Raw genomic sequence first — 15,355 nt, forward strand, 5'->3', positions numbered from 1 at the left:
TTGGAACCGGGGCGGCGTGCCGCTGCAGGTCAGTGGACGGGCGGTCGATAGACCAGCACCGGGAGATCGGAATGGGTAAGCACCTTGGCGGTGACACTGCCCAGCACCAGGGCCTTGATGCCGCGGCGGCCGTGCGAGGCCATCGCCACCAGGTCGCAGCCACGTTCGCGCGCGGTCTGGATGATCGCCTCGTGCGGATCGTCGGCGCTGAGCGCCACGGTGTCGTGCTGGACGCCAGCGGCCTTGGCCAGTTCGGTGGCCCGGGCCAGGCGCCGGTCCGCCTCCTCGCGCGCGTACTTCTCGTAGGCATCGCGGGTGGCCGCCACCTGTTCGGGTTCGTAGGCGACCACCTGGAAGGGCTCGATCACGGTCAGCACCGTGACCTTGGCGCCCATCCCCTTGGCGAGCCTGAGCGCCTGCTCGAGCGCGCTGTCGGACAGCGGCGAACCATCGGTCGGAACCAGGATATGCGTGTACATGGCACTGCCTCCTTCCCTAGGGTGAGAGGCATTCTCGGCCGGCGCGGCCGGCACGTCCTTGATCCGGATCAAGCCGGGCGCGGACGCCCGGATCTCGCGGTTCAGGTGTCGCGGCCGTCCTGCACCCCGAGTACGGTTCCGCCCTGCGCATCGGTCTGGCAGGTCCATGCGCTGCGCAGCTCCTGGCGCTGCACCCGCACTTCCACGCCGGTCTGGGTGCGCGCCGTCCCGGTGACGACCAGCTCCGCCGCCGGCGTGCCGGACAGGTTCGCCACCTCCTCAAGACAGGTGCGCTGCGCGTCCGGATAGCGGTCAAGTGCGGTGTCGCCCGCTTCCGCCCCGGCGCCGCCACCGTTGGCAACCTCGCCGGCAGCCGCCGCGTTGCCCGCCGCCACCGCGGCGTCGGTAGGCGCGTCCTGCAGGGTGCCGCCCTGGGTAGCGTCAGGGCCGGCGCCATTGCCGCAGGCCGACAGCGATAGGGCGGCCACCACGGCCGCGGCGAGGATCCGGCTGCGTTGCATGGTCATCTCCCGGTTCAATGCGGACGCGCCACGCCGCGCAGCAGCTCCTGCGAGGCCTCGTCGTCGCGGCTGTGGGCGAAGTTGGCCAGCGACACGATGCCGACCAGGCGCATGTCGCGGTCGAGTACCGGCAGGCGCCGTTTCTCCAGCCCGGCCATGTTGGCCGCGACTTCATCGACATCCTCGTCTTCGAAGCAGTACTTCACCTCCGGCGTCATCACCTCGCCCACCGGGCTGTCCGCGCTGCGGCCTTCGCTGATGCCGCGCAGGACCATGTCGCGGTCGGTCACCATCCCCACCAGGCGGTCGTTTTCGCCCACGGGGAGGCAGCCGATGTCGCGCTCGGCCATCCGGCGCGCGGCATCCTGCATCGAGGTGGACGGGGAGATGACGCAGACATCGCGGCTCATCACGTCGCCGATACGCATGGCGCTGCTCCTGCTGGGAATGGACTGCCATCGTCGGCAACGGCGGATTAACCACCCGGCAAGAATCGCGCATGGATAACGTTAATAGGCGATCCGGCCGGCGGATCTGACGCAGCCGTGACGCCCACGCGCCGAAGATGCCGGCATGGAGAAGAATCCCGCCATCGAAGCCGAGCTGCAGCGCCTGGAGAAGCTCATTCCCGGGCTGAAGGCCGAAAGCGACACCAAGGCCGCACTGGAGCGCTTCGCCGAGGCATCCGGACCGCTCACCCGCAATGCGCCGGCGGAACAGGAGGCCTACATCACCCAGCGCCTGACCTGCATGCTGGTGGACGCGGGGCTGGTCGCCGGGGACCCGGAAGGCGAACCGTGCGTGCGCGGGGACGAGGCCGAGCCCCCGGACACCCCGCGCGGAGGCGACGCGTGAATCGCACTCCCAGCGCGCGCCGCCCGCTGCGGATCATGGCCATCATCATCGGCGGAATCGTCGTGCTTGGCGCCGTGCTGCTCTGGATCTTCCTCGACTCGGGGATCGTCAACCGCTGAGCGGGCTCGGCGGGACCCGTCCGCGACATCACCGCGCGCACCACCCACGGCGCTGCAGGAAAGCCGTCCCGCCAGCCAACCGGGGCCTGCGACCGACATCAGCCGCCCGCGTGCTTATCGACGCAGGTCGCCGCCAGCGGCCGCGGCGGGGCCGGCATCCGCGAGGGCGCGGCCAGGGTAACCACGCGCGGCCTGTGACCCGGGAGCAGGCCGGCCCAGCGCGGGAAACGCCGCAGGACGTGGTAGAGCACCGGCTGCGGCACCGGCCAGCGCGGGCGTCGCTTCAGCCCCTCCAGCGTCACCGGCTCGCAGTGATGCTCCCACAGCCGGTCCAGCGAATCGGCCAGGTCGGCGGCGAAGCCCCGGTCGCGCACCACCAGGTTCGCCTCGAGGTTCAGCGACAGGCTCAGCGGATCGAGGTTGCTGGAACCGACCGTCGCCCAGTCGTCGTCCACCACCGCGACCTTGCCGTGGAACGGGCGGGTGCAGTACTCGTGGATGCGCACCCCGTCGCCGATCAGCTGCCGGTAGAGCGTGCGCGCGGCCATCATCACCGCCGGCATGTCCGGCTCGCCCTGCAGGATCAGGCGCACGTCCACCCCGCGACGCGCCGCCGCCCGCAGCTCGTGGAGGAATCCGTGGCCCGGGAAGAAATAGGCGTTGGCGATGATGATGCGCTGGCGCGCGCCGCGGATGGCCTCCCGGTAGGCCTGCTCGATGTCATCGCGGTGGGCATGGTTGTCGCGCACCACGAACATCGCGCGGGCATCGCCGCCCTGCTCCACGCCAGCGTGCGTCCGGTCGCCATCCGCGCCGGGCGCGCCCTCCTGCGCACGCACGAAGGCATGGATGTCGGCCACCACCGGTCCGTGCACCTCCACCGCGTAATCCTGCTTGGACTCCGGACCGCCCAGCAGGAGATGGTCGGCCGAGTAGTTGATGCCGCCGACGAAGGCGATCCTGCCGTCTATGACCAGCAGCTTGCGATGCATGCGCCGGAACAGGTTCAGGCGGATGCCCAGGGGATGCGTTCCCGGGTCGTAGCTGCGCATGACCACCCCGGCCTCGGCCAGCGGGGCGAGGAAGTCGCCGGAGAATCCAGGCGAGCCGTAACCATCGACCAGGACCGAGACCCGTACGCCGCGCCGGGCCGCCTCCACCAGGCGCGCGTGCAGCGCGTGCCCGACCTCGTCCTCGAACAGGATGAAGGTCTCCAGCAGGATCTCGCTGCGTGCCGCCTCGATCGCCTCGAACGCGCGCGCATAGAAGCCCTCGCCGTTCTCCAGCAGCCGTACCCGGTTCCCTTCGCGCCAGTGTCCTTCGACGCTCATGCCGCCACCTCGCCGGAGAGCCGCGCGTGCAGCGGCAGGTGGTCGGACAGCCGGGTCCACGGCGCGCCGCGCGGCGTGGTGGCCTCATGCACCTGCAGGCCACGGACGTAGATCCGGTCCAGCGGCAACACGGGCAGCAGCGCCGGGAAGCTGCGCGCCAGTCGCCCGCGCCGCTGTTCGAAGACCTCGGCCAGGCCGCAATCCAGCACCTGGCGGTGGGCGGCGCCGCGCCAGTCGTTGAAGTCGCCGGCCACCACCACGGGAGCATCGGCGGGCACCTGCTCGCGCAGCACCGCGCCGAGCAGCCCGACCTGGCTGCGGCGGTGCGCCTCGCGCAGGCCGAGGTGCACGCAGATCGCATGCAGGTGCACGGGATGGCCGGGCAGCTCCAGTTCGCAGTGCAGCAGGCCGCGGTTCTCGTGGCCGGCGACGGAAACGTCGTGGTTGGCGTGGCGCACGATAGGCAGGCGCGAGAGCAGCGCGTTGCCGTGGTGGCCGTGCGGATACACCGCGTTTCGGCCATAGGCGAACTGCGGCCACAGGGTATCGGCCAGGTATTCGTAATGCGGCACGTCCGGCCAGTGGCGATAGCGCCGGGCGCGGTCGCGGTGGTGGCCCTGCACTTCCTGCAGGAACACGATGTCCGCACCCAGGCCCCGGATCGCTTCCCGCAGCCTGGGGAGGACGAAGCGCCGCTGCAGCATGTCGAACCCCATGTGGATGTTCGCGGTCAGCACCCCGAAGCCGGGCAGCGGGAGCGGGCTTGTGCTGGAAGCCGGCTGCATGGATGGGATGCGTCAGCGCCTGCCCTTGCCGGCACCCTTGCCGGCGTCACCCGCGGCGGGATTTCCAGCCTTGTCGAGGCGGTCGGTAGGCGCGGCCTTGTCGCCGGCCTGGCCGTAGCTGCCGCTCTGGCCAAAGTTCGGCTGCGTGCTGCCGTCGCGCTGGGTCTCTTCACCCGGCTCGCCCTCGCCCAGCACGCCGCCCTTGCCGTGGCCGCGCGGATGCCAGCCTTCGTCGCTGCGTTGCTCCGGCAATGCCGCGGACGGATCGTCGCGGCCGTGGCCAGTGGGGTCGGCATCGGGTCCATCGCCGCGGTAGGCGGACTGGCGTTCGTCGTGCGTTTCCAGTGGCTTGGTCATGGCGCGCTCCATCGGCGGGAATCCATGCAAAGCCTGCGCCGCCAGCGATGAAACGCCTGTGGATTCGCGGCCCCACGCACATGTGCCATTCATGCGCGCGCGGCATGACGGCGCATGCACCAACGGGTCACGCGCGGATAACCGCAGCCACGCCAACCTCGGTCGTCCTTCCCCCAGGAACAGAGGAACTCGATATGGGAATCCTGCGCACCGTGGCAGTAGCCGCACTTGGCGTGGTGGCCTACCGCGCATGGCAGCGGCACAAGGCCGGCGGCTGGTCCACGCAATCCGAGCCGGACGATGCCGGCACCACCCCGCCGCATGGCGATCCGCGCGCCGACGACCTGCCCGGCGCCTACGAGGCCGGGGCGACGGCCACCAGCGACGTGGTCGGCCTGGGTGGCACGGCGGAGACGGCGACGGTGGATGGCGAGGAGATCGAGCCGCCGCGCCCTGGCCAGTCCAGCCCCGGATTTGGCGGCTGAATCCGCGCACCGGGCGATTGGTAGCGAAGATTCCGGATCGCCGCCGTGCCGACGGATGCACGGGCGGCGACGTGGTGCGCGCCACCGCCGGCGGGGATCATTGCGGAAACGAAGGACGCCGGCTTTCGCCGGCGTCCTTGCATCGTGCGTCCCGCGCCGCGCGAACCCCTCGCGGCCGGCACGACCCACCGGCTTACCAGGGCAGCGGCGCGCCGTTGGCGTGCCAGAAGGTGCCCGTTTCGGCCAGGGTCAGGCTGTCCAGCCGCGCGATCAGGTTGGCCGCGGCCTCGTCCGGACCGATGTCACCCTGCCCGCCCAGCATGTCGGTGGCCACGCGGCCCGGATGCAGCAGGAACACCGCAATGCGACGCGGCGCCAGGTCCACCGCCAGCGACTTGCCGATCGCGTTCACCGCCGCCTTCGACGCGCGGTAGCCGTAGTACGCGCCGGACCCGTTGTCGGCCACCGAGCCCATGCGGCTGGTGATGATGCCGATCTTGCCGCCGTCCGTCAGGAGGGCCTGCAGCGCCGCGGCCACGCGCAGCGGACCGAGGGTATTGACCTCGAACTGGCGCTGGATGCGCGCGAACGCATCCTCGTCCATCGCCTCGAGGGTCTCGTTGGTGAAGATGCCCGCATTGAGCACCAGCACGTCGATGCGACGGCCCTGCAGCTTGCCGGGCAGGCTGGCGACGGCCTGCGCGTCGGCCACGTCGACGCCCTCGATCACCTCGGCGCCGCTGGCGCGCAGCGCCTCGCTGGACTGGCGGCACACGCCGATGACGTGCTCGCCGCGGGTGCGCAGCTGCTGGGCCAGCGACAGGCCGATGCCGCGGTTGGCGCCGGTGATCAGGTAGGTGGCCATGTGGACTCCTTGCAAATCGTGGGGGCGGACATTCTAGGCCAGCCCCCGCGCCAGGGATGCTCAATCCGCCGCCTGGCCGCGGACGTGGCGCACGACTTCGCCCTCGGGCCACACCAGCTCCAGGGCCACCGGCACGCCGTCGGCACCGCGATCGAAGCGCAGCCGCCGGGCAGGATCGGATTCGAAGTAGAACAGCCCAGCTGCGTCCAGTGCGCGCAGCCGCTGCGGCGGCCGGCGTCCCTGGCGCAGCTGCAGGCCGTCGGACAGCGCCTCGATCCGCAGCGTGCCGTACTCGCCGGCCAGCACCTGCACGGTCGCCGGGTCCGGCGCCGGGGCGCGGCTGCGCAGCGCCTCCAGCACCCAGCTTGCACCCTGGTCGCCCCCGCCGTCGGCCACCAGCCTCGCCAGCGCCAGTTCCTGTGCACGGACCAGGGCTTCGGCGGCCTCCACCTCCACCTGCGGCTGCACGCCGCTGCCTTCCCAGTTGCGTCCGGTGATCGGACTGACCGGCGAGCCGGTGGAGACGAACACGCTGAATCCGCCGCCCACGTCGAACGGCCGGCCGGGATTGGCCGCACCACCGGTAGCCTCGCCGACCAGCACGGCGCGGCCGGCATTGCCAAGCGTGTAGGCGAAAGCCTCGGCCGCCGAGCCGGTCCGGCCGCTGGTGAGCACGTACAGCGGCACCGTGGTGCGCGGTGCCGGATGCTCGTAGCCCGGAGCCTCCGAGGCACCGCCCTCGCGCCAGCGGAAGGTGTTGTAGATCTTCGCCCCGGGAGCGACGAAGGCACTGGCGAGGTAACCGACCATCGCCGGCGAACCGCCGCCGTTGTCGCGCACGTCCACCACCACCGCATCGGCATGGGCCAGCAGCTGCAGCGCGGCGTCGATCGCCACCCGTGCCGGCGCGGCCGGGTCGTCGAAGTCGATGTCGGCGAAGTAGCCCAGCTCCAGGTAGCCGATGTTGCCGGGCAACAGCTGGACCCTGCGGATGCCGAAGTTGCTTGTCGCCGGATCGCGTACCGGTCCGCGCTGCGGCCCTGGCGGCTCCGTGCCGGGCGGCGACCAGCGCACCACGAAGTGGCGGTCCAGCGGCCTGAGGCGGTCGCTGAGCGCGGTAGCCAGTTCGCGCGGGTCCTGCAGTCGGTCGAAGGCGCCGTTGTCGGAGGCGCGACGCAGCTCGCCCGCGATCCGCGTGCCCGCGGCTGGATCGAAGTACTCGTTCTCGATGGTCGCGGCGATCCGCCCGGCCACCTCACGTGGTGGATCGGCTGCCAGCAGGGACACTGGCGACAGCAGGCCGGCCAGCAACAGCACGAGGGATCTGGACATGGCCGGGCTCCATCCGGGGAATGACCCGATCCTGCGCCGCGCGGCGTAGCCGCCGCAGTGCCCGAAGTCATGGATGCCCTGCCGGCCGTTCATGCCCGCCTGACGCAGGGCACACGATCCGTGAACGACCCGGATGCAAGTGTTGTCAAAGGGCCCACGAGGGCAATGCGCAGGAGGTATCCCATGAGCAACGAACCCCGTGACCTCAACCGTGATCCGATCACCGGCGCACCGGGCTCACACCCGGTAGGCGTCGGCGTGGGCGGAACCGGCGGTGCCGTGGCCGGGGCGGCGGTCGGATCCCTGTTCGGCCCGATCGGCACCCTGGTGGGCGGCGCCGTCGGCGCGATCGCCGGCGCGGCCACCGGCAAGGGCGTGGCCGAGCGCCTGGATCCCACCGCCGAGGAGGAGTACTGGCGCACCAAGCACGCCAACCGCCCGTACACCGATCCCGGTTTCGAGTACGACAGCGACTACGCCCCGGCCTACCGATACGGCCTGGAAGTGCGCGAGCAGTCCGGCAGCGCCCCGTGGAGCGACAGCCTCGAGGCCAGGGCGCGCTCGGGCTGGGATGCCAGCCGCGGCCGCTCGCGGCTGACCTGGGAGCAGGCGCGCGATGCGGTACGCGACGCCTTCGAGCGTTCCGACCGCACCTACCGCGCCTACGAGGCCGCCGACGGCTATTACGCGGACCAGTACGAGTCGGCCGACTACTACCTCAGCGACTACGACTTCGACGACTACCGCCCGGCCTACCGCTACGGCACCTATGCCCGCAGCAACCTGCACGGGCGGGTGTGGGACGCGGAGCTGGAGCAGGAGCTGGAGCGCGGCTGGGACACCGCGCGCGGCGCCTCGCGCCTGGACTGGGATTCGGCACGCGACGCGGTCCGGGATGCCTGGCACGGCGCCGACCGGCTGTGGTCGGACGAGGACGACAGCCGGCGCTGACCGGGGCCGCCCGGTCCGCTTGGGGAAAGGCCCCGCCATGCGGGGCCTTTCCTTGCGGCGGGAACATCCGCCGAAGAAAAACAGCGGAGACGCGAGGGGCCACGCCTCCGCCGCCCCCTTTGCCTGGCCGGCCTCAGCCGAGGTCGACCTTTGCCACCTTGTCCTTGTAATCCTTCTTCGGGTCGATGCCCATCAGCATCTTCACCCCGGCGAACAGGCTGTTCTCGTTGAGCCAGACCTCGCCCTGGTCGGGATCCAGGCGCAGCAACACGAGTTTCGGATCGTCCTTGCCCTCGTACCAGGCGGCCACGAAGGGATTCCACAACCGCTCCACGACGGCGCGGTCGGTATCGACCGAAAGCTGCCCGCCGATGCTGGCGAACAGGTCGTGGCCCTTCGACACGAAGGCCGCCGTCGCCCGGCGCGGAGCGGACAGTTCGCGCACCAACGCGTTGTCGGTTGAGGTGAAGAACCAGATCGGCCCGTGGGCCTCATGCTCCAGCTGCGCGGTCATCGGCCGGGTGTGGCCGTCCTCCATGCCGTCGACGCCGAGCATGACCGTCATGTCCGATTTCAGCGCCTTCCAGAATTTGCGTTCGAGTTCCTCGGGGTGCGACATCTGCAGCTCCTGTGGGTGCGGGCTCAGCGCCAGACGCGTTCGCAGCGGGTTTCCACCACGCGCTGGCCACGGCGCTCCTGGTTGTTGCCCTGGACGTTGCGGCCGATCGCTCCACCGGCCACGGCACCACCGACGGTCGCCAGCTTCTTGCCCTTGCCGCCACCGACCTGGTTGCCGAGCAGGCCGCCGATCACGGCGCCGGTCGCGGTACCGGCGATGCGGTTGGGATCCTTGGTGTCGCGCGCGACTTCCACTTCCTCGCACACCACGCGGCTGCCGTCGCTGAAGCGGCGACCTTCGTCCTCCGGTCCATAGGTCTGCGCGCTGGCCATCGCGGCGGTGGCGGCCAGCGGCAACGCAGCCAGTACGGCAACGATCCTGAACGTTTTCATCGGGCCCTCCTCTTCTTCCTTTCGGATGGGGCCAGCCTCCCGCAGCGCAGAGGACGCGATGGTGAAAAAACCGCTCGGGCTGCTTCCATGGCGGAGCGGGGGTTCACGCATGTGAGTTTTCAGGACGGATCCGGCGACATCGGTGAACTGGTAAGAAAACCCTGATACCGCGGCGCCGGACAAACGTGGATCCTTTTCTTCACAGTGAAGCCACGGGCCTCCACGATGCGCACACCACAGACACCGGCCGCCACGGGTGGCGAGCGATTCCCCCTCGATCCGGGGAACCGCCTGAACAGTCGCAGGCACCGTTATCACTGGTCGCCCTGGATCACTGCGTGCGTGTTCGGCGCGGTCCTCGCGATGGCGTTGTGGCTCTCCGGAATCGCCGCGCCGGAAATCGCCTCGCTGGCCGCGTTGACCGACTACGAAGGATGGGACAACGCCTTCCTGGGCCTGCTGTTCGGCCAGGCCGCGGTGGTCGTGGCGCTGCTGGCACGTGGACGCGCCGCCATCCGGCGCCAGCGCCAGCTGATCGCCTCGGCGCTCGGACTGCTTGCCATCGCAAGCCTGCTGTTCGGTGCGCGCGGCGCGATCTTCATGCTGCTGGTGGAACTGGCGATGCTCGCCTCTTTCCCCCGCAAGGGACGCTACTAGTCGCGTCCGGCGTCACCGGCCCCGGAGTCAGGCGCCGGCGACACCTTCCGGCAGGTCGCCGTTCCCTTTCCTGGGCGCCGGCTCGTCCTGCCCGACATTCCCGCCCGTGGTCACCACGGTGGCATGGCGGCCGCCGGCCTTGGCCTCGTAAAGGGCCTGGTCCGCACGCAGCAGTGCTTCGGTCACGGTCCTGACCGGCATGGGCTGCAGGTAATGCAGGCCGATGCTGATGGTCAGGCGCGCGCCAGGCACGTGCGAACCTTCGTGCCTGATGCCCAGTCCGGCGATGTCGGCATGGATCGCCGCGAGGGTGGCTTCCACCTCTTCCAGGCTGGCGTCGTACCACACGCAGACGAACTCCTCGCCGCCGTGCCGCGCCACCATGTCCAGCGGCCCGCGCGCGTGGCGGGCCAGCACGCGACCCACGGCACGCAGTACGCGGTCGCCGGCCTGATGGCCATAACGGTCGTTGTAGGCCTTGAACCAGTCCACGTCCATCAGCGCGATGCCCAGCGGCCGCTGCTGCTCGCGCGCCTGTTCCCATACCGCATCGATGCGCTCGGCGAAGGCGCGACGGTTCAGCAGGCCGGTCAGGTAGTCGCGATGGGCCATGCCACGCAGCTGGCGGGTCATCAGGAAGTTGCCGCGCCCTTCCTGGTCCAGCACCCAGGCGGTAATGATGCCGATCACGTTGGTGGTGACGATGAACAGCGTGCGCATCGCCAGCTGCTCGTGCGGCAGGCCGGCCCAGAGCTCGGCCAGCGGATACACCACCGTGGTGGCGGTGCCGCAGGCGATGGCGGTGTGCAGGCGCATGGCGCCGCAGCCGTACAGGTACATCAGCACCAGCAGCACGCCTTCGTAGTCCAGCGGCATGCCCAGCTTGCGCGTGCGCGCGATCAGCGTCACCGCGCCCATGGCCACGCACAGGCAGGCCAGGCCGGTCATGGTGTCCAGGCTTGCACGCCACCGCTCGCGGTAGGAGGCGGCCAGCAGCACGACCAGGGGCAGCACCATCATCACCAGGCGCAGGGTGACCACCTCGGCCATGATCGGCTTCGGTGCCACGAACAGGTCCAGCAGCGCATAGACGATCAGTACCCCGACCGCCCCACCCAGCGCCCAGCGGATGCGCACCACCAGGGCCGCCTCCAGGAACTGCCGGTACTCGGCCTCCAGCTTTGGCTCGAAGTGACGCAGCAGGCCATGGCGGCGTGGCTGGTCGATGTTGTCGCCGTCGCCGGGGGAGCGGAATGCAGTGGAAACCATCGCGGGAAGGTCGTTCTAAGGGGGGCGCCGGACGACTTCGGGCGTAACCCGGCGACGTCGGTAGCGGCGGCCCCCTGCCGAACTTGAACATCGCGCATGGTGTGGACGGGCCGCCCGATGCGGCCGGCGGCCATGGGCGCCTTCGCGGGCACCGCATGGCGGTGCGTGACTGACCGGAGGCTTCGCGTGCGGGGCTAGTGTCGCCATGGCCGCACCCGCCCGCCATCGGGGATTTCCCTACAGGAAGCCACCGCCGATCAGGCCGCCGCGCTCCCCGATGCGGGCCATGGCCGGCGGCGGGCGCGGCCACACGCGCGATGCTGCCCGGGCACTATTCGCAGCCGATGCCGTCGTTGTCCCGGTCCAGATGCGGTCAGTAGCCCGGCTCGCCACGGCGCACGGGAGCGGCACCTGCCGCACGCGCCTCGGCGCAGTTGCGGAAGGGCCGGCGGCCCTCTCCGGTCTCGCGCGCCGGCTGCCCACGCAGCGACTGGACCGGCGTCGCCTGCCTGGGAGGCGTGGCGGACGGCCCACGGTGGCAGTGGTAGCCACCATTCCTGCGGTCGTTGTGGCAGCCGTTGGCGTCCAGGCCACCCGGATGGGCCTGCGCCACCGGCGCAAGCACGGCCACCGCGGCCACCAGCCAACGTTTCCCGCGCCCCATGATCCATCGCCCGCCCATCGTCCCTCCTGCCAGCCGCCCCGGGGCCGGCATCGCGATGGGCACAGCTAACGCCAAAGCGGCTTGCGTCGCAAACCACCGCCCGGCGATTGCCGCCTCACCGCTTCGCAGCGGTTCCGGATGCGGCCTTGGCCGTGTCCGGCTACGCCTCGGCACGCCCCACCTGACAGCCACCGATACCGAGGCGCACCACGCCGCTGCGACGCCCAGGCGCCCGCGACATCGACGGGTCGCCACGCCTGCAGGGTTACTGCACCGCGTACGCGCGTAGAACGCGGCTTCAGCGGGCGGCTTTACCCCGGATGCGGCCCTTGGCCGTGTCCGGGCTACGCCCTTGGTGCCACCTGCCGCGGCGCGGCCGCGCCCTTCCCCGACGCCCACGAATCCGCAAGGCGTTGACGCAGGTCAGGGCGGCGGAGGTACGCGGCGATCACTCTCGCGCTGTGCCGGGGACGGCCGCGCATCCGGCGGCCCATCGCCCGGTGCCCGCAAGCGAAAGAAGGCAACACGCAATGAACATGGACCGCTACCACCACGACCACGCCGCCATCCTGGAGCAGATCGATACCCTGCGTTCGCTGTCACGGGCCGGCGTCCGCGAGAACGCCGAACAGATCAGCCAGGCCATCGTCGGCACCGCCAGCCTGATCAAGTTCCACCTGGCCGCAGAGGACCAGGTGCTGTACCCGCGGCTGGCCCGCTCGGGACTGCCCGCGCTGGAGTCCCTCAGCGCGCGTTACCAGGCGGAGATGCAGGGGCTGGCCGAGGCCTTCGGCCGGTTCGTGGAGCGCTGGCGGGTGCCGTCGCGGCTGCAGGGCGACCCCGACGGGTTCCGCCACGACGCCAACACGGTGCTGCGGGCGCTGTACGACCGCCTGCGCCGCGAGGACCGGGAGCTCTATCCGGCCGCCAGCGGGATCTGAACGCGGCGCACCGGCCGGTGCCATGAACGCCGCCGCGAAGAAGGCCAGGGAAGCCAGCCCGGGACACAGTCCACCCATGTCCACGAGAAGCGCCGGATCCATGGCACCAGGCTGCAGCGTGCGCATTCATGCCTCCCGCGCCACCGGCGGCAGTTCGGGAGCATCCAGGCCCGCGAACGGATCGGACCATGCCGGCAACGCCTCGATCCGCGCGTACCACGCGCGCAGGGCCGGATGGTCGTCCAACGGCAGTCCGGCCTGTTCGTGGTGCGGCAGGAAGCTGGCCATGCGGAAGTCCGCATAGGACATGCCGTCCTCCAGCAGCCAGGGCCGGCCGGAGAGCTGCTCCTCCAGCAGGGCGGCGCTTTCGGCGAACAGCTCCAATCCTTTCTGCACTTCGCCTGCGTCCACCGGACCGAGGCCGTAGCGCTGTTTGGTCACGTACTCGAACCGGACCATGTCGCAAGCACGGACGAAGTTCTGCTTGCCCCAGCTGAGCCACTGGATCATCGCCGGCTCGTCGGCGCCGCTGCGCCAGAACGACGAACCGGCCTCGCGCGAGAGCCGGCAGGCGATGGCGTCGGCTTCCCACAGGCTGCGCCCGTCGTCGTACACCAGGATGGGCAGGCGCAGGGCCGGGTTGAGCGGGCGGTAGCGTGCGGCCTGGCCCGGCGCCAGCGGCGCGGCGAACTCGTATTCCACCGGCGCCTGCAGGTGCCGCGCCGTGGCCACCGCCAGGCGCGGGTTCGGGTTGCGGCTGTACAGCAGCTTCATGCACCAGCCTCCTGCCGCGCGCGATGCCAGGCCACCAGGGCATTGGCGTGTCCGTGGCCCAGGCCGTGGGTCTGCCTGAGCAGGGCCACCTGGTCCATGTGACCGAGAGCGGCGGTCTGCTCCAGCACCGCCATCCAGTGGTCGATGGGCCTGCCGTAGGTGCGCTCGATCGAAGGGAAATAGGACGCGGGGCCCTTGGCCTTTTCGTTGCTCATGGCGTGCTCCTTGCTGTTCATCGCAAACACGACGTCCAGCCCCACCCCATTTCGACACCGGGGTCAGAGTGCCCTTTTAGGGTTAATCCCACAGGACAGTCGGAGACTGGCTGACAGATTTGGTCCCGCCCCTTCGCAGCACTCGAAGAGGGCTCGAAGTTCAGGCGCAATCCCACACCCCACGCGGGCGTTGCCTGACGGATGAAAGCTGCACCTCCGGCCACACTGGGCAGGCCAGCCGGCGTCCGCTCCCTTCCATGGCCCGTCGTCCACGCTTCGATCTCCCCGGTTTCCCCCAGCACGTCGTCCAGCGCGGCAACGACCGCAAGCCCTGCTTCTTCGCCGACATCGACCGGCATCGCTACCTGGATGACCTGCGGCACCTCGCGCTGGAGCTGGACTGCCCCGTGCACGCCTACGTGCTGATGACCAACCACGTGCACCTGCTGCTGACCCCAAGGCAACCACGCGCCCTGCCGCGGCTGATGCAGGCGCTCGGCAGGCGCTACGTTCGCTACGTCAACGACCGCTACCTGCGCACGGGCACGCCTTGGGAAGGCCGCTACAAGGCCTGCCTGGTGGACGACGATGCGCACCTGCTGAACTGCTACCGCTACATCGAGCTCAATCCCGTCCGCGCCGGCATGGTGGCCGATCCGGCGGACTACCCCTGGTCCAGCCACGGCGCCAACGCACTGGGCAAACCCGATCCGCTGGTCCAGCCGCATACCCGGTACCTGGCGCTTGCCGGTGAGCCACCCCAGCGCCGGCAGACGTATCGCTCACTGGTGCTGGCGGGCCTGGAACCGGCCGAGCTGGAGCGGATCCGGCGCGCCGTGCAGGGGCAGCAGGCACTGGGCGACCACCGTTTCCGCTACGAGATCGAATACCAGCTGTCGCGGCGGGTCGGGCCGGCACCGATTGGGCGGCCGAGGAAATCGCAGGTGTCCGCAAAGCCCGCCACCGCACCGGAACCGGAACCGCAGGGGAAGTGCCGGCGCAACCGGCAGACTGCAGGAGGCCAATCCCCGTCCGGTGCTTGACGTGCACGCGCCCACGCCAGGCCATTCCACCTAACCGCGTAGGAGTTTCCCTAAAAGTGCACTCCGACCCCGGATGCGAGCGAGGCGGCCTGGAAAGAATACTTGCATGCCCACCCGTACGGAAAACTGCTGGAAACGCGCAGAAAACCGCCTTGCAGCCCAAAAAGCACCAACAACGTGCAAAACAACCGCTTGAAGCCTGACCCCTTTCAAAACGGCCGCAACAATATGGCCGGTGAAGGCGACGCGAAATCAGTTTCATCGGGCATGATCCAGATCCCCACATCGCAGTAGCGCAGTACGCATGGATAGCGTTTTTTCGTGGTTCCTCGTCAATCCCGCACGGGCCATGGTGGCCATCTCGATATTCCTGACCCTTTCCGTCGGCTGGGCGGAATATGGGGGACGCAGCAGTGGCGGCTCGGGCTGGCTGACCCTCGCCCGCATGTCGATCGGCCTGGTATGGACCGTGGCGACCGCGGGTGTCGCGGCGATCTTCGGCGGCGTCGGCGCCTTCTTCGGCTACCTGGCCCTGCAGGCCCTGATCTGCATCGTCACGCCGATGCTGCTGGTCGAGGCGATGTAGCCGGACCGCAAGCAGCCAACCGGAATGCCCCGGGCACCCGCGGGCAACAGGCGCCAACGAGCGACGCAATGAATGCCGGAGGCCCGGCGCCGACGGCGCGCGGACCAGCACCCCA

General features: G+C 70.1%; 22 protein-coding genes. 8 read left to right on the top strand and 14 right to left on the bottom strand.

Annotated features, from left to right (window positions below; genetic code table 11):
• Positions 1-29: 29 nt before the first annotated feature.
• The 3 genes from CSC68_RS08975 to CSC68_RS08985 all read right to left on the bottom strand — a co-directional run bounded on the left by CSC68_RS08975 (position 30) and on the right by CSC68_RS08985 (position 1,428).
• Positions 30-479 (bottom strand): universal stress protein, encoded by a 450-nt coding sequence (locus tag CSC68_RS08975; RefSeq protein ID WP_162203221.1) that lies wholly within the window; start codon positions 477-479, stop codon positions 30-32.
• 101 nt (positions 480-580) lie between these two features.
• Complete coding sequence (locus CSC68_RS08980) at positions 581-1,006, bottom strand: hypothetical protein (RefSeq protein WP_246193502.1); 426 nt, start codon at positions 1,004-1,006, stop codon at positions 581-583.
• 8 nt (positions 1,007-1,014) lie between these two features.
• Complete coding sequence (locus CSC68_RS08985; RefSeq protein ID WP_162203222.1) at positions 1,015-1,428, bottom strand: CBS domain-containing protein; 414 nt, start codon at positions 1,426-1,428, stop codon at positions 1,015-1,017.
• A gap of 145 nt (positions 1,429-1,573) precedes the next feature.
• On the opposite strand from CSC68_RS08985, the gene CSC68_RS08990 reads away from it, so the two are divergent.
• Together CSC68_RS08990 and CSC68_RS16040 are read left to right on the top strand one after the other, a co-directional pair.
• Entirely contained in the window at positions 1,574-1,855 is a 282-nt protein-coding gene (locus tag CSC68_RS08990; RefSeq protein WP_162203223.1) for a hypothetical protein, read from the top strand.
• Positions 1,852-1,974 (top strand): hypothetical protein, encoded by a 123-nt coding sequence (locus CSC68_RS16040; RefSeq protein ID WP_281353851.1) that lies wholly within the window; start codon positions 1,852-1,854, stop codon positions 1,972-1,974. The genes CSC68_RS08990 and CSC68_RS16040 overlap by 4 nt, the downstream gene beginning before the upstream one ends.
• Before the next feature lie 98 nt (positions 1,975-2,072).
• On the opposite strand, the gene clsB is transcribed toward CSC68_RS16040, so the two are convergent.
• From clsB to CSC68_RS09005, 3 genes are read right to left on the bottom strand one after another with little or no spacing between them, the layout of a single operon-like run.
• A complete protein-coding gene (clsB, locus tag CSC68_RS08995; protein ID WP_162203224.1) occupies positions 2,073-3,305 on the bottom strand; it encodes a cardiolipin synthase ClsB in 1,233 nt (410 codons plus the stop codon).
• Entirely contained in the window at positions 3,302-4,090 is a 789-nt protein-coding gene (locus CSC68_RS09000; protein WP_211365726.1) for an endonuclease/exonuclease/phosphatase family protein, read from the bottom strand. Before CSC68_RS09000 ends, clsB begins: the two co-directional genes overlap by 4 nt.
• A gap of 12 nt (positions 4,091-4,102) precedes the next feature.
• On the bottom strand, positions 4,103-4,447 hold the full coding sequence (locus CSC68_RS09005; RefSeq protein WP_162203225.1) for a hypothetical protein: 345 nt from the start codon (positions 4,445-4,447) through the stop codon (positions 4,103-4,105).
• Positions 4,448-4,641: 194 nt separating this feature from the next.
• Here CSC68_RS09005 and CSC68_RS09010 point away from each other — a divergent pair, with 194 nt between their 5' ends.
• Positions 4,642-4,932 (top strand): hypothetical protein, encoded by a 291-nt coding sequence (locus CSC68_RS09010; protein WP_162203226.1) that lies wholly within the window; start codon positions 4,642-4,644, stop codon positions 4,930-4,932.
• A gap of 193 nt (positions 4,933-5,125) precedes the next feature.
• Here the strand turns inward: CSC68_RS09010 and CSC68_RS09015 are convergent, their stop codons facing one another.
• Complete coding sequence (locus CSC68_RS09015) at positions 5,126-5,797, bottom strand: SDR family oxidoreductase (RefSeq protein WP_162203227.1); 672 nt, start codon at positions 5,795-5,797, stop codon at positions 5,126-5,128.
• A 60-nt stretch (positions 5,798-5,857) separates the two neighbouring features.
• Complete coding sequence (locus tag CSC68_RS09020) at positions 5,858-7,129, bottom strand: S41 family peptidase (protein ID WP_162203228.1); 1,272 nt, start codon at positions 7,127-7,129, stop codon at positions 5,858-5,860.
• 183 nt (positions 7,130-7,312) lie between these two features.
• Here CSC68_RS09020 and CSC68_RS09025 point away from each other — a divergent pair, with 183 nt between their 5' ends.
• Positions 7,313-8,080, top strand: a complete 768-nt coding sequence (locus CSC68_RS09025; RefSeq protein WP_162203229.1) for a hypothetical protein — start codon at positions 7,313-7,315, stop codon at positions 8,078-8,080.
• 133 nt (positions 8,081-8,213) lie between these two features.
• On the opposite strand, the gene CSC68_RS09030 is transcribed toward CSC68_RS09025, so the two are convergent.
• Complete coding sequence (locus tag CSC68_RS09030) at positions 8,214-8,699, bottom strand: pyridoxamine 5'-phosphate oxidase family protein (protein WP_162203230.1); 486 nt, start codon at positions 8,697-8,699, stop codon at positions 8,214-8,216.
• A 23-nt stretch (positions 8,700-8,722) separates the two neighbouring features.
• Positions 8,723-9,031: a glycine zipper 2TM domain-containing protein gene (locus tag CSC68_RS09035; RefSeq protein ID WP_425501230.1), complete on the bottom strand. Its 309-nt coding sequence runs from the start codon at positions 9,029-9,031 to the stop codon at positions 8,723-8,725.
• Between the two features lie 402 nt (positions 9,032-9,433).
• On the opposite strand from CSC68_RS09035, the gene CSC68_RS09040 reads away from it, so the two are divergent.
• Positions 9,434-9,748: a hypothetical protein gene (locus CSC68_RS09040; protein ID WP_162203232.1), complete on the top strand. Its 315-nt coding sequence runs from the start codon at positions 9,434-9,436 to the stop codon at positions 9,746-9,748.
• A gap of 27 nt (positions 9,749-9,775) precedes the next feature.
• Here CSC68_RS09040 and CSC68_RS09045 read toward each other — a convergent pair whose 3' ends face one another.
• Both CSC68_RS09045 and CSC68_RS09050 read right to left on the bottom strand, forming a co-directional pair.
• Entirely contained in the window at positions 9,776-11,017 is a 1,242-nt protein-coding gene (locus CSC68_RS09045; protein WP_246193503.1) for a GGDEF domain-containing protein, read from the bottom strand.
• Positions 11,018-11,390: 373 nt separating this feature from the next.
• On the bottom strand, positions 11,391-11,699 hold the full coding sequence (locus CSC68_RS09050) for a YHYH domain-containing protein (protein WP_211365727.1): 309 nt from the start codon (positions 11,697-11,699) through the stop codon (positions 11,391-11,393).
• A 512-nt stretch (positions 11,700-12,211) separates the two neighbouring features.
• Here CSC68_RS09050 and CSC68_RS09055 point away from each other — a divergent pair.
• A complete protein-coding gene (locus CSC68_RS09055) occupies positions 12,212-12,622 on the top strand; it encodes a hemerythrin domain-containing protein (protein WP_162203233.1) in 411 nt (136 codons plus the stop codon).
• A gap of 126 nt (positions 12,623-12,748) precedes the next feature.
• Here CSC68_RS09055 and CSC68_RS09060 read toward each other — a convergent pair whose 3' ends face one another.
• Both CSC68_RS09060 and CSC68_RS09065 read right to left on the bottom strand, forming a co-directional pair.
• Positions 12,749-13,396: a glutathione S-transferase family protein gene (locus tag CSC68_RS09060; RefSeq protein ID WP_162203234.1), complete on the bottom strand. Its 648-nt coding sequence runs from the start codon at positions 13,394-13,396 to the stop codon at positions 12,749-12,751.
• On the bottom strand, positions 13,393-13,611 hold the full coding sequence (locus tag CSC68_RS09065) for a DUF4287 domain-containing protein (protein WP_162203235.1): 219 nt from the start codon (positions 13,609-13,611) through the stop codon (positions 13,393-13,395). Before CSC68_RS09065 ends, CSC68_RS09060 begins: the two co-directional genes overlap by 4 nt.
• 257 nt (positions 13,612-13,868) lie before the next feature.
• Here CSC68_RS09065 and CSC68_RS09070 point away from each other — a divergent pair, with 257 nt between their 5' ends.
• Together CSC68_RS09070 and CSC68_RS09075 are read left to right on the top strand one after the other, a co-directional pair.
• Positions 13,869-14,654: a transposase gene (locus CSC68_RS09070; RefSeq protein WP_246193504.1), complete on the top strand. Its 786-nt coding sequence runs from the start codon at positions 13,869-13,871 to the stop codon at positions 14,652-14,654.
• Positions 14,655-14,958: 304 nt separating this feature from the next.
• Positions 14,959-15,240 carry a hypothetical protein gene (locus tag CSC68_RS09075; protein ID WP_162203236.1) on the top strand — a complete coding sequence of 94 codons (282 nt, stop codon included), beginning with the start codon at positions 14,959-14,961 and terminating at the stop codon, positions 15,238-15,240.
• The last annotated feature ends 115 nt before the right edge of the window (positions 15,241-15,355 follow it).

This window comes from Pseudoxanthomonas suwonensis (genome assembly GCF_010093235.1).
Lineage (GTDB): Bacteria > Pseudomonadota > Gammaproteobacteria > Xanthomonadales > Xanthomonadaceae > Pseudoxanthomonas > Pseudoxanthomonas suwonensis.